The sequence below is a fragment of the Schlesneria sphaerica genome (assembly GCF_044336245.1).
Lineage (GTDB): Bacteria > Planctomycetota > Planctomycetia > Planctomycetales > Planctomycetaceae > Schlesneria > Schlesneria sphaerica.
In genome coordinates, this window is sequence record NZ_CP172346.1 from 5,959,340 (window position 1) to 5,974,289 (window position 14,950).

Here is a 14,950-nt window from a genome sequence, read left to right on the forward strand (position 1 = left end):
TCGCAGGTGATCGCGACCAGGCCGTCCCTCAGTCCCTGCTCATTCGCAGAGCTTTACCTGGAATCCCGAGATCATCATGCCGCTATCGACCGTCAGGGTCTGACCCGTCACCAGCTTGCTTCCTGTGACAAGGCTCAGGATGCATTCCGCGACATCATCCGGCTCACACACCCGCCCAAGTGGCAGGGCTTGTTCGAACGAGGCCTTGACTCGATCGTAGTTTGGCCCCAGTCCTCCTTCGGTCCAGCGTCCCGCGATGAAGCCGGGGGCAACGCCGTTGACGCGGATTCGCGGGGCGAACGTGCGCGAAAGGGAAACGGTCAGGTTGTCGAGGGCCGCTTTTGAGCAGCAATAAGGGATTGAACTCCCCTGTCCCAGCAATGCGGCTACGCTGGAGACATTGATAATGGTACCGCCGCCCGACCGCTCCATCGGCTCGCGCACCGCGCGAGCACAGTGAAACGCACCGACGACGTTGACTTTAAACAGTCGTTCCCAGACATCGTCAGTCACCTGTTCGAGATCATCGAAAGGAATGAACTCGGTCGTTCCGGCGCAGTTGATCAGCACATCAATGCGTCCCCACGTCGCCACGACGGTGTCCACCATCTTGCGAACCGCGAGATCGTCTGCGACATCCACCCGATAGGCGGTACCGCGAACACCACGCTGGGTAATTTCTGCAGCTGTTTGTTCTGCCTCTTCAATCGACCGGGAGTAAATGACCGCGACATCATAGCCGAGATCGGCGAGTCGCAGTGCGGTGCACCGTCCGACGCCGGTTCCACCCCCTGTGACGATCGCGACTTTCTTCGAGAGGCTCATAAAGTTCCTTCAGCGGCAGTAGAAGCAGGTTGTGGCTGCGCAGTGTCCGAGAGAACCCGTACGGTCGTTCCCTCGCCGCTGACGCGCCAGAGAATGTTTCTCGCAATCCGGCAACGCAAGATCGCGGTGGAATCTTCGTAGCGGGTGTCGGTCACTTCGGCATGCTCGGCCAGGAAGGCGAAAAGCTTCCCGTTTCCGGCCGATGTGACGATCTCGGCATCGACGTAGCCTTCACCCAGCAGTTCGCCGACAAGCGTTCCGAGCTTGTCGAAGCCTTCCCGTGTCCGGGCCGAAACAGTGACAGAGTGCTCGTACTTGGCTCGTAGAACGTCGATCAAGCCCCGGTCGCGTACCGCATCGATCTTGTTCAAGACCAGGATGAAGTTGCGTCGTTCGACACCGATTTCGTCCAGCACCCGCTCCACCGTTTCCACCTGATCTTCGGCTTCGGGGTTCGAAACATCGACGACATGCATCAGGAGGTCGGCCTGGCGGGCTTCTTCGAGTGTCGATTTGAACGAGGCGATCAACGAGTGCGGCAGGTCGCGCACGAATCCGACGGTATCGCTCAGGAGGACATCTCCCCAGGCAGGAATCGACCATTTCCGGGTTCGCGTATCCAGCGTGGCAAACAACTGGTCGGCGACATAGACGTCCGCCCCGGTCAGGGCGTTCATCAGGGTGCTTTTTCCGGCGTTTGTATAACCGACGAGAGACACCAGAGGATGAGACTCGCGCTGGCGAACCATTCGTTCGCGGCGGATCTCCACTTCGGCCAGTTTGGTCTTCAGCTCATCAATCCGTTGATCGATGATCCGGCGGTCGGTTTCGATTTGCTTTTCACCGGGACCTCGACTGGCACCAATCCCCCCCTCGATTCGCTCAAGGTGAGTCCACATCCGTTTCAGTCGGGTACGGGTGTACTGAAGCTGAGCCAGTTCCACCTGAAGCCGCGATTCGGCTGTGCGGGCATGTGTCGCGAAGATGTCGAGAATCAACTCACTACGGTCGACGATGATGCGCTTGGTGGCCTGTTCCAGGTACCGACCCTGGGCGGGAGTCAGATTGTTGTCGAAGATAATCAGTTTCGCACCGGTCGCGTCGACGAGGTCTTTCAGTTCCTCGATCTTACCACTTCCGAGGCAGGTGCCCGGATGAGGACGTCCGCGTCGTTGAACCAGTTCACCAACGACTTTGACGCCTGCTGTCTTTACCAGCCCCTTCAATTCATCCAGTGCTTGTTCTTTGCCCAGGTTGCGACTCGGATCCGGCACGGAAACAAGCACTGCAGTCTGGTTTTGAACTTTCAGGTCTTCTCGAATGGGTTCAGCCAAGTGAAATTCCGTTCTGGTCGATTGTTACCAACGCATTCCCGACAAGGGGCCCGGCAAAGCTACCGTGGCAGTAAGCTGACACGGCAGCGACTCGCTACGTTCGCCCCAACCCCTTGCGGTGTCCTTTGCAGTATCGAGGAGACGACCGATTGGCTATGGCGTCAGGACGATTTTGCCGTGGATGGTCCCTTGCTTCTGCAGGGTATTATCTTCCTGCATCTGATGTGCCAAAGCGGCGTCGCTCAGCGGCAGGACTTTTCCGATCATCGGCTTCCAGCGTTTGAACTCATAAAGCGTGTTCAGCTTGTCTGCGGCCGCTCGCTGTTCTTCCGGTGACCCATTGAACATGGCGAAGCCAATCATCCTTAAGTCCTTGACGTAGAAAGGACCGACGGGAAATTCAGGTCGGGCGGCACGACCGGCCATGAGTATGATGCGTCCGCGGGGAGCCATCGACGAGACGGTCCGATCCAAGGTGGGCTCCCGCTGAGTTTCGAACCAGACGTGGATGCCTCCATGAGGGAGGCTGAAGGCCCGAATCTGATCGTCGAGGTTATGGGAGTTGTAATCGAGGACCAGATCAGCACCCAGCTTACGGCAGATGTCCATGCTCTGCTCGCTACCGCCGGTTGTAATGACGAATGCTCCCGCCGCTTTGGCCAGTTGAACGACCGAGGAACCCACGCCCCCTGAACCACCGTTGACGAAGACCACTTCGCCCGGGCTCAATTCAGCGTGCAGGAAAAGCCCCATGTGTGCGGTCAATCCGACGAGCGCGCCGGCCGCAGCCTCTTCGTCAGATTGCTTAGCGGGGGTCGCGTACAGCCAGCGTTCGTCGACTGATGCATACTCCGCGAAAGAGCCTCGGCGGCCGAACAGGCCCTGGTTGCTACCCCAGACTCGGTCACCCGCCTTGAATCGTTTGACTTCGCTGCCGACTTTCTCGACCGTTCCTGCCAGGTCACAACCGATGATGTAAGGAAAGTGCGAGATCATCGATACGACGCCCGCTCGAATGTAAGTGTCGATGGGGTTCACGGCGACGGCCCCCACTTTCACCAGAACCTCCGTGGGTCGTGGCTCTGGGGTTGGCAGGTCACCATATTCGATGACATCAGGAGCACCAGTCTGGCGGATAAAGGCGGCTTTCATCGATGTGGCTCCTTGTTAGTCTCTCTTCTGGCCCAAACGGCGTAACTGTCGCAAGGCGCGGGGATTATACTGGCAGACCCTGAACGTGTCCGCGCTATTTGACTGGGAATACGAAATAACTTTTCGCTCGCGTTCTTTCATTTCGGGTCCGGAGCCGACAAGGGACCCGTTTTTTGGCGGAAAGTTCACAATTCCTTAAGAGAATGAGCAATTTGGGGAACATGATCTGGGGAATGAGTCCCCTCAGGGCGAAAGAGAGTGTTTCCGCTGATGAGGTTCGTCCTCACGCTGGTCTATCGCGCGGGTTTCATGACCCTCGCAGGTCCGAGCATTACGGCCTGCACGCAACGGCAGACTAACAGAAGCACTCACCCTTCCAGACAACGACCGCCTGACCTCCGAGTACAACTCGGTCATCGTTCAGACGGAGTCGAAGCACACCCCCGCGTGACGACGCCTGATAGGCCGACAGGGCTGTTTTTCCCAACCGGCCCGCCCAGTAGGGTGTCAGGCAGCAGTGCGCCGAACCGCAGACAGGATCTTCATTCACTCCCATTGCCGGAGCAAAAAAACGGGAAATGAAGTCGTACCGGGAGTCATCGGAAGGGGCCGTGACAATGATTCCCAGCGTCTGCTCATGAATAAGGCGGGCAAAATCCGGTTGCAGATTTCGGACAGTCGTTGGAGTATCCACCACAACGAGCATGTAAAACCGGGAACGGGCAACGATCGCTGAGTCGATTCCCAACGCCGGCAGCAAGTTCTCGCTCGGGGTGACGACCGTCGCCGGGGTCGCGGGAAAGTCCATCTCAATGAACTGGTCCGCGCGAGAACACTTCAAAAGTCCACTTCGAGTCTGGAATTCCAGCGGCTGGTCCAGCGAGCAGAGACCATCGGACCACAGTGCATGCGCCGTGGCCAGTGTGGCATGTCCGCAAAGGTCCACTTCCATTGTGGGAGTAAACCATCGTAGCTCAAGCGACCCGTCGTGGGGACGCACGAATGCCGTCTCTGAAAGGTTCATTTCTGCCGCGACGGATTGCATCCACTCGGTCTCGCGGTCAGTCTCGAGCCAGCAGACGGCCGCGGGATTGCCGCCGAAAGGTCTGTCGGTGAAGGCGTCAACTTGCCAGCAACGGATGCCGCGCATGGGTTTCCTCGATTCAAAAGGGGGTTTGCTTAACAGCAGATTTTATGATGTGCAGCAGAGGAAGTGGAATCCTTACGGATTCTTAATTGTCTATTGGCGTTGACACGGTTGTGAACCATTGGGTTCGTCGGATTCAAGTTTCGATGGGGGATGGTCGAACTTATCTAAGCGTAACGCCCGGCAAAGTCGCTTCGATCGTCACAGATTTCAACGGCTTCGACTGAGGTTTCGCGAAGCTGTTCAGCACCAGTCCGAAGAGACCAACATGTCGGTCTCTCTCGAGATCAAGTATGGGCAGCTACTGATTTTCTCTCACTGCATTTCACGCGATTTTTTTGGGGGGGCCCAAGATGGACGAATCCGTCTTTCTTCAGCAAATGGACGAACTGTTCGATCTCGAACCGGGCACTCTGGATTTATCCTGTGTGATTGAAGAGACACCCGGTTGGAGTTCGTTGACATTTCTCGGGCTGATCGCGCTCGTCGATGAAGCGTATCAGACCGCGATCAAGCCACGACAACTGATGCAGCACGCGACATTCGGCGAGCTCTACTCGTACCTGGAAACGCGTTATTCCAGTTCTGTCGTGACTTGACCATCGACATGGATCACAGGCCCGCAGTTCATGCCGGTGCTGCCAACTACCGTATGGATCGTCACTTTCCGTCCCCGCAGACCGGGTGACGGAAGATCTGGCAGGTAAGGGATTTTGATCCCCGTACGGAATGAGTTCTGCGAATCCCTCATCTTTGGAGGTGGCGATGACGTTTCGCGTAGTGAGCGAGGAACCTGACGAGTTGGAACCCAATGCGTCGGTTCCACTCATCGTCGATGGCCGCAATTTGACACCCCAGGGGGCTCAGGCAACTCGGTGGTTGATTGTGGGGGCCGGGGGGTTCGGACGCGAGGTCTATTCATGGACGTTCGGGCGACTTTGGTCAACCGCATCGGACCATCATGTCGCTTTTCTGGATGATAACCCGCACGCACTGGACCCATTCCCACGGCTGAAATCGTGCTGGAGTGGGAGGATTTCCGACTACTCGCCTCTTCCAGGTGATCGTCTGTTGATGGCCCTGGGTGACCCCGCAGCGAAACTCAGCATCGGAAAAACTCTGCAATCGCGAGGGGCCGTCTTTGCCTCGTATGTCCATCCCTCTGCCATTATCGCGCAGGATGTGCAGATCGGCGTCGGCTGTGTGATATGTCCATTTGCTGTCACATGCTGTAATGTCCGTCTGGGGGACTTCGTGCTGATGAACGTCGGCTCGCTCGCCGGACACGATTCGGTCATCGGGGACGGCTGTACGCTGTCGCCTCATTCCGATGTGGCGGGACAAGTTCAACTCGAACGCGGTGTTTTTCTCGGCTGTCAGACCGTGATCGTTCCCAACACTCGAGTGGGGGAATTTTCACGGATTGGAGCGGGAAGCGTCGTCATCAGTAATGTCCGGGCTGGTGTCAGCATGATGGGTGTTCCTGCCAAGCGAATTAACTGGATGAAAAACGACGACGAAGAATTGCTGGCGAGCTAGCTCTCCAGCAACGTCGAGAAAATTGAGAGTTCTGCTCATGTACGCGTCGATTGTCGCTGTCGAGTACCATCTTCCCGGTCATGTCATCGGGAATGATGAAGTCGCCCAATTGGCCCCGAACTGGACTGCAGACAAAATTCTCCAAAAAACGGGGATTGCCGAGCGTCACGTCGCCGCAGACACAGAATGTTCTTCTGACCTTGCATTTCACGCCGCGGAAAAACTGTTTCAGTCCGGGGTCTGCAGCCGCGAAGAAATCGACTTTATTCTCTTCTGCACACAGTCGCCGGACTACCTGCTTCCGACTTCCGCGTGTCTGTTGCAGGACCGATTGAAGCTGCGAACCGGCATTGGGGCGCTTGACTTCAATCTTGGTTGTTCCGGCTACATCTACGGTCTGGGACTGGCTCAGGGGCTGATTGAAACAGGTCAGGCGAAGACGGTTTTATTCCTGACGGGAGAGACTTACAGCAAATTTCTGCGCGAGGGAGACGTGGGAGTTCGTTCGCTGTTCGGCGATGCGGGCTCGGCCACGTTGATTCGCGCGGTGGAAAGCGATCGCCCTCTTTTCGGTCCCTATGTGTATGGGACTGATGGAAAAGGGGCCGAAAACCTGATTCTCAAACGCCACTCACTCCGCACCGCAGGAGACTTGCCGCAGGGGACAGCCTGTGGAGCCCAGGTGGTGGAAACGGTGGCGTTGGATTCCGGAGCTGCAACCGCGACTGACAGCTCCGGATCCGAAAATTTTCTGCATATGAACGGCCCCGAGATCTTCAGTTTCGCTCTCGATGCCGTTCCGCGTGCAGTGAATGAACTCTTAAGTCGGGCGCAGTTAGCCCTGCACGATATTGACCTGTTTGTCTTTCATCAGGCCAATGAATTCATGTTGAATCGACTGAAGTCGAAGCTGCAGATTCCGGATGACCGCTTCGTGCTGGCTCTCAAAGAGTACGGAAACACCGTTTCGTCGACGATTCCAATCGCACTGCAAACGGTGCTCGCCGACGGTCGGCTGAAGCCGGGCATGCAAGTCATGCTGGTTGGCTTCGGAGTCGGTTATTCCTGGGGAGCCATGCTGCTGCGAATACCCGTTAAGTTCTGACAGGGCTCCATGAATCGTGCGTCTTCACCGTCGGACTGTCGCCGTCTGACCGGAAAGCGGATTCGCGATTTCGTGGGCGCTTTCCCGCTTCTGAATCGCTGCGGCAGCGAAGATCCGCAGTTCAGCGCCCAAGCCCCTGAACTTCTGAACGCGGTAGACGTACTCCTCTCGATTGCAGCGCCGAAGCGCGCATGTCTCTGACTGCGCGGATGTGCTCTCCACTTGCGCGGTTTCATTCGTCATCTGCTGCCGGGTGGCACGACGGAAGAGGCCCGATCTCGCTGAGACAGTACCTCTCGACTTCGCCCCGAGTCGAATCCGCGAGCCCTCCTCGGCGCTCCTGACGTTGCCATCCTCTGTCAGCCCTCGTCGTCGCGCGGGAAGAAATAACGCATCCCCTCCCCCGCTCGCCATGCGCATGGCAGTCTGCGGAGAACAGGATGTCTCCGTAAGAGTGAGCGAGTTTTTTCTTTGCGTGGAAAAAAAGTTGCAGTCGCAATCAAGGATCTTGGTCAGGAATGTTAAGAGAAACCGATAATTAGGAGTAAGTAGCCTATCGGCTGGTCATGTTGGACAGGACGTCTGCAATGGATTACGGAATGACATCTCACTCGGAGCTTCTGGCTTCGACGCGATCCGCGGATGGTCTTGGGAAGACGAAGTCGACTCGTTACCAGACACTGGATCACTGGAGAGGGCTGGCATGCCTCATTATTGTAATCCATCATGCACTATTACCTATGTGCGACTATAGCATCAGTGAAGTCGCTGCTGTCTCGACCGCTTCGTCGACGAATGGTGCTGAGGCCGCTTCATCAATAATGCCAGCCCCTGCTGGTGCTTCATCAGTGAGTCACACGAACGCATCCAAAGTGCGTAACTGGCTGGTTGCCCGGTTGAGGGTCGGTGTTCAGTTCTTTTTTGTCATCAGCGGGTATTGCATTGCTGCGACAGCCTGGTCGCTGGTGAATCAGGGGGCGCCGATCAAGAGTTATTTCCGGCGCCGCCTGGTCCGGATACTGCCTGCCTACTGGGTCGCGTTACTCGGCTCCGTCCTCGCTTGTTTCGTGATTGAATCTATCAACCCGGGAGTACTCCAGCAGCTGCCTTGGTCGTTGACCATGCCGTGGAACCTGTCACCCATTCAATGGGTCAGCAGCATCACGTTAACTGAAGCCTGGGTAAGTTATGCCTTACAGACATCTCCCGAATACTTTCCTATCCAAGCCTGGACACTCTGTTACGAGCTGCAATTCTATGTCGTATTTGGTGTGTTGCTGGCATGTTCAGGCCACCGTTTTTTTCGCACGACAGCGCTTTTCACACTCGCGATTGTTGTCATCGACCTGCTCCTCCTGAACTATCACGTTCGTATTCGCGGTCTGTTTTTCGATGAGCACTGGTTTATGTTCGCTGTCGGGATTGGCCTGTTCTGGGACTTGAATCAAGCGACGGCCGCTCAGGCGATTCGCTGCCGCATCGCGCTCGCACTTGCAATGGCGGGACTGGCGACTCTGGCGTTAACGACCAGTTTGTTCGGTATCAATTCCCAATTTTCCGCGTGGAGAATCATCGAAGCGGTTGCGTTTGCCGGTCTTCTTCTCGGTCTCAAACGCTATGACGACCGGATCGCTCGGATGAAAGGACTTCGCTGGCTCAAGTCGTGCGGAGTCATGTCGTATAGCATTTATCTGACTCATCTGTTTCCGGTCAAATTTTTGAGCCAGCAACTGATTGCGGCGGGATTCAGCGATGATCTGTCACTTGTTCTGGTCTGCATCCCGTTAGTCCTGCTGTTGTCCATCTCGATGGGTTATATCTTCCATGTTCTGGTAGAACGTCGCTTCCTGACGGAAACGGCCCCGCAAAGCCGTGTCGTACCGTCGGACATGCAACCCATTCTTATCCCACTTCACGGAGTTTCCCGAGACGTATGGCCTGAGACCGGCGAAGCTGCCTCGGTCGCAGCCGTCATACAAGGCACCAATGGTACTCCACGCGCTGCCTAGTCGGGGACTGACAATCCTGAATCGGTCACGATCGACAGACCGATGATTGTGAACGCGAACCGGATCCGGTTCGCGTTTCTTTATTGAGCGATGCGCCGCGACTGCAGCAACTCAGTCGCGGTCGCCTGGTCTTGTGAGAGCTTTTCACGTGCAGAGTGGTTCGGGAATCACGTGACTCACGGCCCTTCCCCTTTTTCAGACGCATCGCCCGCCGTCTTGACGACAGGCAAGCCAGCTCTTGAGGGCTGCACGGCCAGGGTGTTGGAAGACGCCAATTTTGACAGATGGCATTGCTCTGATTGGGATATTTCGTAAACTCCAATCGCCTATCTGTTAACGGAAAATCGCCACCCGGACTGCACGGCTGCGGTGTCAGGCCACTTTTTCTTAATAGGCGCGATAGTTATCCGGTTTGCTCGAAAATGGATTGACGATGTCAACACACGGACTTGCTGAAAAAATTGCAGACAAAACGGCGATCGTTGGCGTGATTGGCCTCGGCTATGTCGGTCTACCCTTGATTCGAGCCTTCGCCCGCGCGGGTTTCCGGACCATGGGATTTGATGTCGACCAGTCGAAGGTCGACAAGCTGAAGTCCGGCCAAAGTTACATCAAACATATCGATAGCGCGGCGATCGCCCGCCTGATTCAGGAAAAGCAATTCGAACCGACATCGGATATGCAGCGACTGCGAGAAGCCGACTGCATCATCATTTGCGTTCCGACGCCATTGAACGAGAGTCGTGACCCTGATTTGAGCTATATCGAGGGGACGGCGCGGTCGATCGCGGCAACTCTCCGTCCTGGTCAACTCGTCGTGCTCGAGAGTACGACTCACCCGACGACGACCCGCGAGAACGTCTTGCCGGTCCTGAACGCCACGGGTCTGACGGCTGGCAAGGACTTCTTTCTGGCGTTCAGCCCCGAACGTGAGGATCCGGGTAATCCGAACTTTGAAGCGTCGACAATTCCCAAGGTTGTGGGGGGATATGACACCCTCAGCGGGGATCTCGCCTGTGCCATGTACGGTCACGCCGTCGTGAAAGTGGTTCGGGTTTCGAGCATGGAAGTGGCGGAAGCGGCCAAGATTCTGGAAAACACCTATCGCGCCGTGAACATTGCGATGGTGAACGAGCTGAAAATGCTCTACGACAAGATGGGCATCGACGTCTGGGAAGTCATCGATGCGGCGAAGACGAAGCCGTTCGGTTTCCAGGCGTTCTACCCCGGCCCCGGACTGGGTGGACACTGTATTCCGATCGATCCGTTCTATCTGACATGGCTGGCACGCAAGTGGGGCGAACAGACCCGGTTCATCGAACTGGCAGGGGAAATCAATACCCACATGCCGCAATACGTGATTTCCCAATTGGCGGAATTCCTGAACGACGCGGGTAAGCCGATTAAAGGGAGCCGCATTTGTATCCTCGGCGCGGCCTACAAGAAGGACGTCGATGACCCGCGCGAGAGTCCCTCATTTGAATTGATGAAGCTCTTGCTCAAGCGAGGGGCCCTGCTCACCTACAACGATCCCCACGTCCCCTCTCTTCCAAAGATGCGGCACTATCCCGACCTGCCGGCGATGGATAGCCAGCCGTTGACACCTGAGTTCCTGGCTGAACAGGACTGTGTCCTGATTTCGACTGATCACTCAGCGTACGACCACGACTTTATTATCAAGCACAGTCGCATGGTGCTCGACACGCGGAATGCCACAAAGAACGTTAAGGACGGCCGCGAGAAGATCTTCAAGGCCTAGTCACCCACAGCCGTTCTGTGATTGCCATCACGGTATCCTTTTCTGGCACGTCTCCGTTTCCCGAGAGTTGCAAACATGGTTGAATCGCAGCAAGAGTCGTGGGGCGAGTACTATCAGCGAGTCTTTGCCGGTGGCAGTCCCTGGCTCGACTACTCAAATGCGCACGTGCAGGGGCAGACCTTCGGCGTGGCCATTGAATCTGCCGGCCCCATCAATGGGAAGCAGTGTCTCGATGTGGGCTGCGGACGAGGCCACCTCTCGCTGGCGCTCGCCGGATTGCAGGCAAGTCGGGTCGTTGGCGTTGATATCGTGGCGGAATCGATTGCCGCCTGCCGCAATCAGCATCCCCATGTGCAGTGGGAAGTCGGGACGCCGGAAGACGAACAGTTTGTCCAGTCGCTCGGAAACTTTGACGTCATCTTCCTGATTGAAATGCTGCACTACGTGGACTGGCGAAGGTGTCTGCATTTGCTATGGAAGCAGCTCAATGCCGGCGGAAGGATCGTGGCAATCGTGCCGAATAAGGACAATGCGATTGTGCAGAAGACAATCGCCCGGTTCGAGGGACGATATGCGCCACCTAATCCCGCTGAAATCGCGGCGCTGGTGGCAGAACTGCCTGACCTGGACTGCTGGGGCTATCGGGGCATGGATTTTCAACAGGACCAGCGACTTGTTCCGTATGTCACGTCTCCCTGGGCAAGCACGGTCGTGAAAGAGTTTTCCTCCAACCGGATGGTGATCGTCCTTCAAAAGCAGTCTGGAGCTGTGGACTCAAACGCTTGAGACCGAAGTCTGCGAGCAGGTCTCGGCGGGATCCACCGTCATACCGACTTTGCATTCGTGAGTATTCGTACTCATCGCCCGCCTTCGATCCTTCGTGGTGCGTAAATACCGTCTGATAACGAGTTGCTCGTCATTCATTTTCGTCGCAGTCGCCCACCTTCCCGGCTTTGATCTGCGACAGGAAACAGTCTCACTCTCGGCGCCCACACATCTTTTTCCCGCGGCCCGCATGAACGTCTCCCCCCTCGGTCCGTGAGGGGGAGCTCCTGTGGTCGAGAATTGGTGCGACCAATCTCCGGCTGATTCTGCCGGACTTTCGGGGATTTGCTGTCCGGTTTCTCAATGTCACCGACCGACAGTCGCCGACCAAATCGTTCTTGATACTTTTCCTTAATTTTCCTTGAAAAAGGTCGTGAGTTTGTGGGCTTTTGGTCGACCTTTACAGTTGTAGGGTTTGTAACAGCAGTCAATGGCTGTAGTACGAGTTGCCTCGTCCACGCGTCTGTTGAGATCAGGGCTGGTAACAGAGTCTTGGCAACTTGCTATCGCTGCCAGAGCTGTTCCCGACTTTGGAGCGTTCGTCGCTACATCTTTTATTGGAGCCCGCCCAATGACAACGTCATCTTCCGCCTCATGGGTCGATTACTACCACAAGATCTACGCGAACGAGACCACGTGGCTCGACTATTCAAACGCTCACGTTCAAGGCCAGACGTTTGGGATCGCCCTTGAAGCGGCCGGGCCCGTCTGCGGTAAGCGTTGTCTGGATGTCGGCTGCGGGCGTGGTCAGCTTTCGCTGGTCCTGGCAGCCTTGCAGGCCCGCGAGGTGGTCGGGGTTGATATCATTGAAGAATCCATTTCCGAGTGTCGTGTCAGGCATCCCCACGTACGCTGGGAAGTCGGCACCCCGGAAGATGAGGAGTTCTGCCGATCGCTCGGACGCTTTGATCTGATCTTCTGCATCGAACTGCTGCAACTCGTCGGCTGGCAGCAGACACTCAAAACACTCTGGAATCGCGTCAGCAGTGGTGGCCGGATTGTGGTTGTTGTTCCTAACAAGAGCAATCCGATTGTTCAGAAGACGATTGATCGCTTCGCAGGTCGGTACGTTGCTCCTACCCCTACCGAACTGGCGTCGCTCGTCGATTCCCTGCCGGATGTCGAATGCTGGGCTTACCGCGGGATGGACTTCCAGCAGGACCAACGGATCGTGCCCTACGTCACTTCCCCGTGGATGACGACCGCCTCAAGCGACTTCAACTCGAACCGGCTTGTAGTTGCGATTCAAAAACAGACCAGCAGCATCGCCCCGTCAAAAAACTGACTGCGATGATTTGGTGCGCTGCATTATTCAGAGGATTCGCCACCCCGGTCTGCCCCATCGCCAGCGATCGGCAGACCGGGGTGATGCTTTGTTTATACCAGCCCTCTTACAGCCGCGAGATGAGACACGACCGAAGCTGCGTTCGCGCGATCGAGGTTTGGTCTTAACGCAACATCGGTCCGCGTCCGTCTCAGGTTCCCCGGACATTCCCAAACATTTCGATCTGCTTACGAGGGCAGAAGCGAAATCCTAACCTCGCCGCAGCCGGGGCCAGCCAGCCTTCTTTCTGAACCAGTTCCTCCTGTTTTACTCCTTGCGGCATCAGCCAGACGCATTCCGGAGAGACGGTGGGAAAACCGGTCAGGTAGGCGACGATCTCATCCAGATCCTCCGGCTGATCCACCACGAACTTCAGCTGGTACCGGGACGTTTCGAGCAACTGCTGAATCACACCGGGGCGATGGCGGTCACGCTGATGGCGTTCTTTCCAGCGAACCGAATCACGCGGGGACGAGTTTGAGAGCTTCGGGCTGATCGACATCAGATCGACCTCAATGGGACGGAAAACGGTTCCCGCCGTTTCCAGCGTAACGATCTTCCCCTGTTCTCGAAGGGTCCGTGCCAGAGGCACGACCTCGGGCTGGAGCAATGGTTCTCCGCCCGTGATGACGACATGCTCGCAGTCAACGCTCAGGATTTCGTTCAAAACCTCGGCACTGTCGCGGCGCGCCCCTTCGGGACGAAATGAAGCGTAGGGCGTATCACAGAACCAGCACCGAAGATTGCAACCGGTCGTGCGCACGAAGACCGACGGCGTTCCTGAAAACTCCCCTTCTCCCTGGATCGAATGAAAAATCTCTGCGATTCGCACGTTCGTCGTCAGTCAATTCAGCATAATTCCTGCGCACACCCGCAGATCAATCGTTCCGTGAACGCGGCCCGGGCGAGCCTTGCATCTTCGCTGGTTCGACGCTCGGGCGGAAGGGAATCCCGTGCAGAACGTTCGAAATCAGTGGCAGCTGCGAATTTCGATATGCATAATGGCTGATGTGTTTCTCCCGTTATCTCTCGTTGCAGGAAGCCCATCCGCATGGACCGTCTGAAAAACAAAGTTGCTGTCGTAACCGGTGGGGGAGCAGGAATCGGTCGCGCAACGTGCGAATTGTTCGCCGAAGAAGGCGCCCGGGTCGTGATTGCGGAACGCGACGAAGCGAGTGGCCGCGAGGTGGCTGCGGCGATTACCCAGAGGGGCGGGCAGGCTCTGTTCGTGCCCACCGACGTGGGAGACGAATCGAGCATTCAACGCATGGCTGCGGCTATCGAAGATGCGTTCGGAAAGCTCGATATTCTCGTGAATAATGCCGCCGTGTTCGTGCTCAAAGGGATCGATGCCACTGTTCAGGAATGGCGCGAAATTCTGGACGTCAATGTCGTCGGGCCTTCCCTTTGTGCCAAGTACTGCGTTCCGCTGATGCGGAAGGGAGGGGGCGGTTCGATCGTGAACCTCGCTTCGATTTCGAGCGTGATCGCCCAAAAGGAAATGGTGACGTACAACGCCACGAAAGCGGCGATTGCCAGTATGACCCGCTGCATGGCGATGGACCTGGCGCCGGATAACATTCGCGTCAATTCCGTGGCGCCCGGTGTCGTCTGGACGCAAATTGTGGAACGATTGACCTCCGAAGCAGGATTGGACCGCAAGGCGGCGGAAGCGGATCCCGCGTGGGGAGGCGCTCATCTGCTGAAAAGAATTGCTGAACCTCGCGAGATCGCTTACCCGATTTTGTTCCTGGCCTCGGAAGAAGCGTCATTCGTGACCGGGTCGCTCTTGATGGTCGACGGCGGCTATACGGCGCAGTGAGCCGCAGTCGGTTCGCAATCCCCGAAGACATTTTCTCGCTCGAAGAAGTTCTGACGACGGCCGCGATGTTTTCTTCAATTTCAACTATTGAACGGGGCACGGAAGTCTG

At 56.6% G+C, this 14,950-nt stretch carries 13 protein-coding genes; 8 read left to right on the top strand and 5 right to left on the bottom strand.

Annotation, left to right across the window (positions count from 1 at the left end; all coding sequences use genetic code 11):
• Positions 1–39 precede the first annotated feature (39 nt).
• From ACGY09_RS21515 to ACGY09_RS21530, 4 genes are all read right to left on the bottom strand, one after another.
• Positions 40–825, bottom strand: coding sequence for an SDR family NAD(P)-dependent oxidoreductase (locus tag ACGY09_RS21515; protein WP_397569383.1), 786 nt, complete (start codon positions 823–825; stop codon positions 40–42).
• Entirely contained in the window at positions 822–2,159 is a 1,338-nt protein-coding gene (gene hflX / locus ACGY09_RS21520; protein ID WP_397569384.1) for a GTPase HflX, read from the bottom strand. Before hflX ends, ACGY09_RS21515 begins: the two co-directional genes overlap by 4 nt.
• 153 nt (positions 2,160–2,312) lie before the next feature.
• A complete protein-coding gene (locus tag ACGY09_RS21525) occupies positions 2,313–3,311 on the bottom strand; it encodes an NADPH:quinone reductase (protein WP_397569385.1) in 999 nt (332 codons plus the stop codon).
• Positions 3,312–3,666: 355 nt separating this feature from the next.
• Complete coding sequence (locus tag ACGY09_RS21530; RefSeq protein ID WP_373652919.1) at positions 3,667–4,461, bottom strand: PhzF family phenazine biosynthesis protein; 795 nt, start codon at positions 4,459–4,461, stop codon at positions 3,667–3,669.
• Between the two features lie 350 nt (positions 4,462–4,811).
• Between ACGY09_RS21530 and ACGY09_RS21535 the strand changes: the two genes are divergently transcribed.
• From ACGY09_RS21535 to ACGY09_RS21565, 7 genes are all read left to right on the top strand, one after another.
• Positions 4,812–5,057 carry an acyl carrier protein gene (locus tag ACGY09_RS21535; RefSeq protein WP_373652918.1) on the top strand — a complete coding sequence of 82 codons (246 nt, stop codon included), beginning with the start codon at positions 4,812–4,814 and terminating at the stop codon, positions 5,055–5,057.
• Between the two features lie 166 nt (positions 5,058–5,223).
• The gene (locus tag ACGY09_RS21540) at positions 5,224–5,997 is read left to right on the top strand and encodes an acetyltransferase (RefSeq protein ID WP_373652917.1); all 774 of its coding nucleotides are present in this window, start codon (positions 5,224–5,226) and stop codon (positions 5,995–5,997) included.
• A gap of 37 nt (positions 5,998–6,034) precedes the next feature.
• Positions 6,035–7,102 (top strand): 3-oxoacyl-ACP synthase III family protein, encoded by a 1,068-nt coding sequence (locus tag ACGY09_RS21545; RefSeq protein ID WP_373652916.1) that lies wholly within the window; start codon positions 6,035–6,037, stop codon positions 7,100–7,102.
• A 599-nt stretch (positions 7,103–7,701) separates the two neighbouring features.
• Positions 7,702–9,111 carry an acyltransferase family protein gene (locus tag ACGY09_RS21550; RefSeq protein WP_373652915.1) on the top strand — a complete coding sequence of 470 codons (1,410 nt, stop codon included), beginning with the start codon at positions 7,702–7,704 and terminating at the stop codon, positions 9,109–9,111.
• 433 nt (positions 9,112–9,544) lie between these two features.
• Positions 9,545–10,870, top strand: a complete 1,326-nt coding sequence (locus tag ACGY09_RS21555; protein ID WP_373652914.1) for a nucleotide sugar dehydrogenase — start codon at positions 9,545–9,547, stop codon at positions 10,868–10,870.
• A 75-nt stretch (positions 10,871–10,945) separates the two neighbouring features.
• On the top strand, positions 10,946–11,656 hold the full coding sequence (locus ACGY09_RS21560; protein ID WP_373652913.1) for a trans-aconitate 2-methyltransferase: 711 nt from the start codon (positions 10,946–10,948) through the stop codon (positions 11,654–11,656).
• A 610-nt stretch (positions 11,657–12,266) separates the two neighbouring features.
• Positions 12,267–12,980, top strand: coding sequence for a methyltransferase domain-containing protein (locus tag ACGY09_RS21565; RefSeq protein WP_397569386.1), 714 nt, complete (start codon positions 12,267–12,269; stop codon positions 12,978–12,980).
• Positions 12,981–13,170: 190 nt separating this feature from the next.
• On the opposite strand, the gene ACGY09_RS21570 is transcribed toward ACGY09_RS21565, so the two are convergent.
• Positions 13,171–13,782, bottom strand: a complete 612-nt coding sequence (locus tag ACGY09_RS21570; protein WP_373652911.1) for a 7-carboxy-7-deazaguanine synthase QueE — start codon at positions 13,780–13,782, stop codon at positions 13,171–13,173.
• Positions 13,783–14,070: 288 nt separating this feature from the next.
• Here ACGY09_RS21570 and ACGY09_RS21575 point away from each other — a divergent pair, with 288 nt between their 5' ends.
• Positions 14,071–14,841 carry an SDR family NAD(P)-dependent oxidoreductase gene (locus ACGY09_RS21575; RefSeq protein ID WP_373652910.1) on the top strand — a complete coding sequence of 257 codons (771 nt, stop codon included), beginning with the start codon at positions 14,071–14,073 and terminating at the stop codon, positions 14,839–14,841.
• Positions 14,842–14,950 lie beyond the last annotated feature (109 nt).

Bases quoted from the DNA above. Each gene is read 5' to 3' on its own strand.
- ACGY09_RS21515 (WP_397569383.1), bottom strand. From the start codon at position 825: ATGAGCCTCTCGAAGAAAGTCGCGATCGTCACAGGGGGTGGAACCGGC.
- ACGY09_RS21525 (WP_397569385.1), bottom strand. From the start codon at position 3,311: ATGAAAGCCGCCTTTATCCGCCAGACTGGTGCTCCTGATGTCATCGAA.
- ACGY09_RS21530 (WP_373652919.1), bottom strand. From the start codon at position 4,461: ATGCGCGGCATCCGTTGCTGGCAAGTTGACGCCTTCACCGACAGACCT.
- ACGY09_RS21535 (WP_373652918.1), top strand. From the start codon at position 4,812: ATGGACGAATCCGTCTTTCTTCAGCAAATGGACGAACTGTTCGATCTC.
- ACGY09_RS21540 (WP_373652917.1), top strand. From the start codon at position 5,224: ATGACGTTTCGCGTAGTGAGCGAGGAACCTGACGAGTTGGAACCCAAT.
- ACGY09_RS21545 (WP_373652916.1), top strand. From the start codon at position 6,035: ATGTACGCGTCGATTGTCGCTGTCGAGTACCATCTTCCCGGTCATGTC.
- ACGY09_RS21550 (WP_373652915.1), top strand. From the start codon at position 7,702: ATGACATCTCACTCGGAGCTTCTGGCTTCGACGCGATCCGCGGATGGT.
- ACGY09_RS21555 (WP_373652914.1), top strand. From the start codon at position 9,545: ATGTCAACACACGGACTTGCTGAAAAAATTGCAGACAAAACGGCGATC.
- ACGY09_RS21560 (WP_373652913.1), top strand. From the start codon at position 10,946: ATGGTTGAATCGCAGCAAGAGTCGTGGGGCGAGTACTATCAGCGAGTC.
- ACGY09_RS21565 (WP_397569386.1), top strand. From the start codon at position 12,267: ATGACAACGTCATCTTCCGCCTCATGGGTCGATTACTACCACAAGATC.
- ACGY09_RS21575 (WP_373652910.1), top strand. From the start codon at position 14,071: ATGGACCGTCTGAAAAACAAAGTTGCTGTCGTAACCGGTGGGGGAGCA.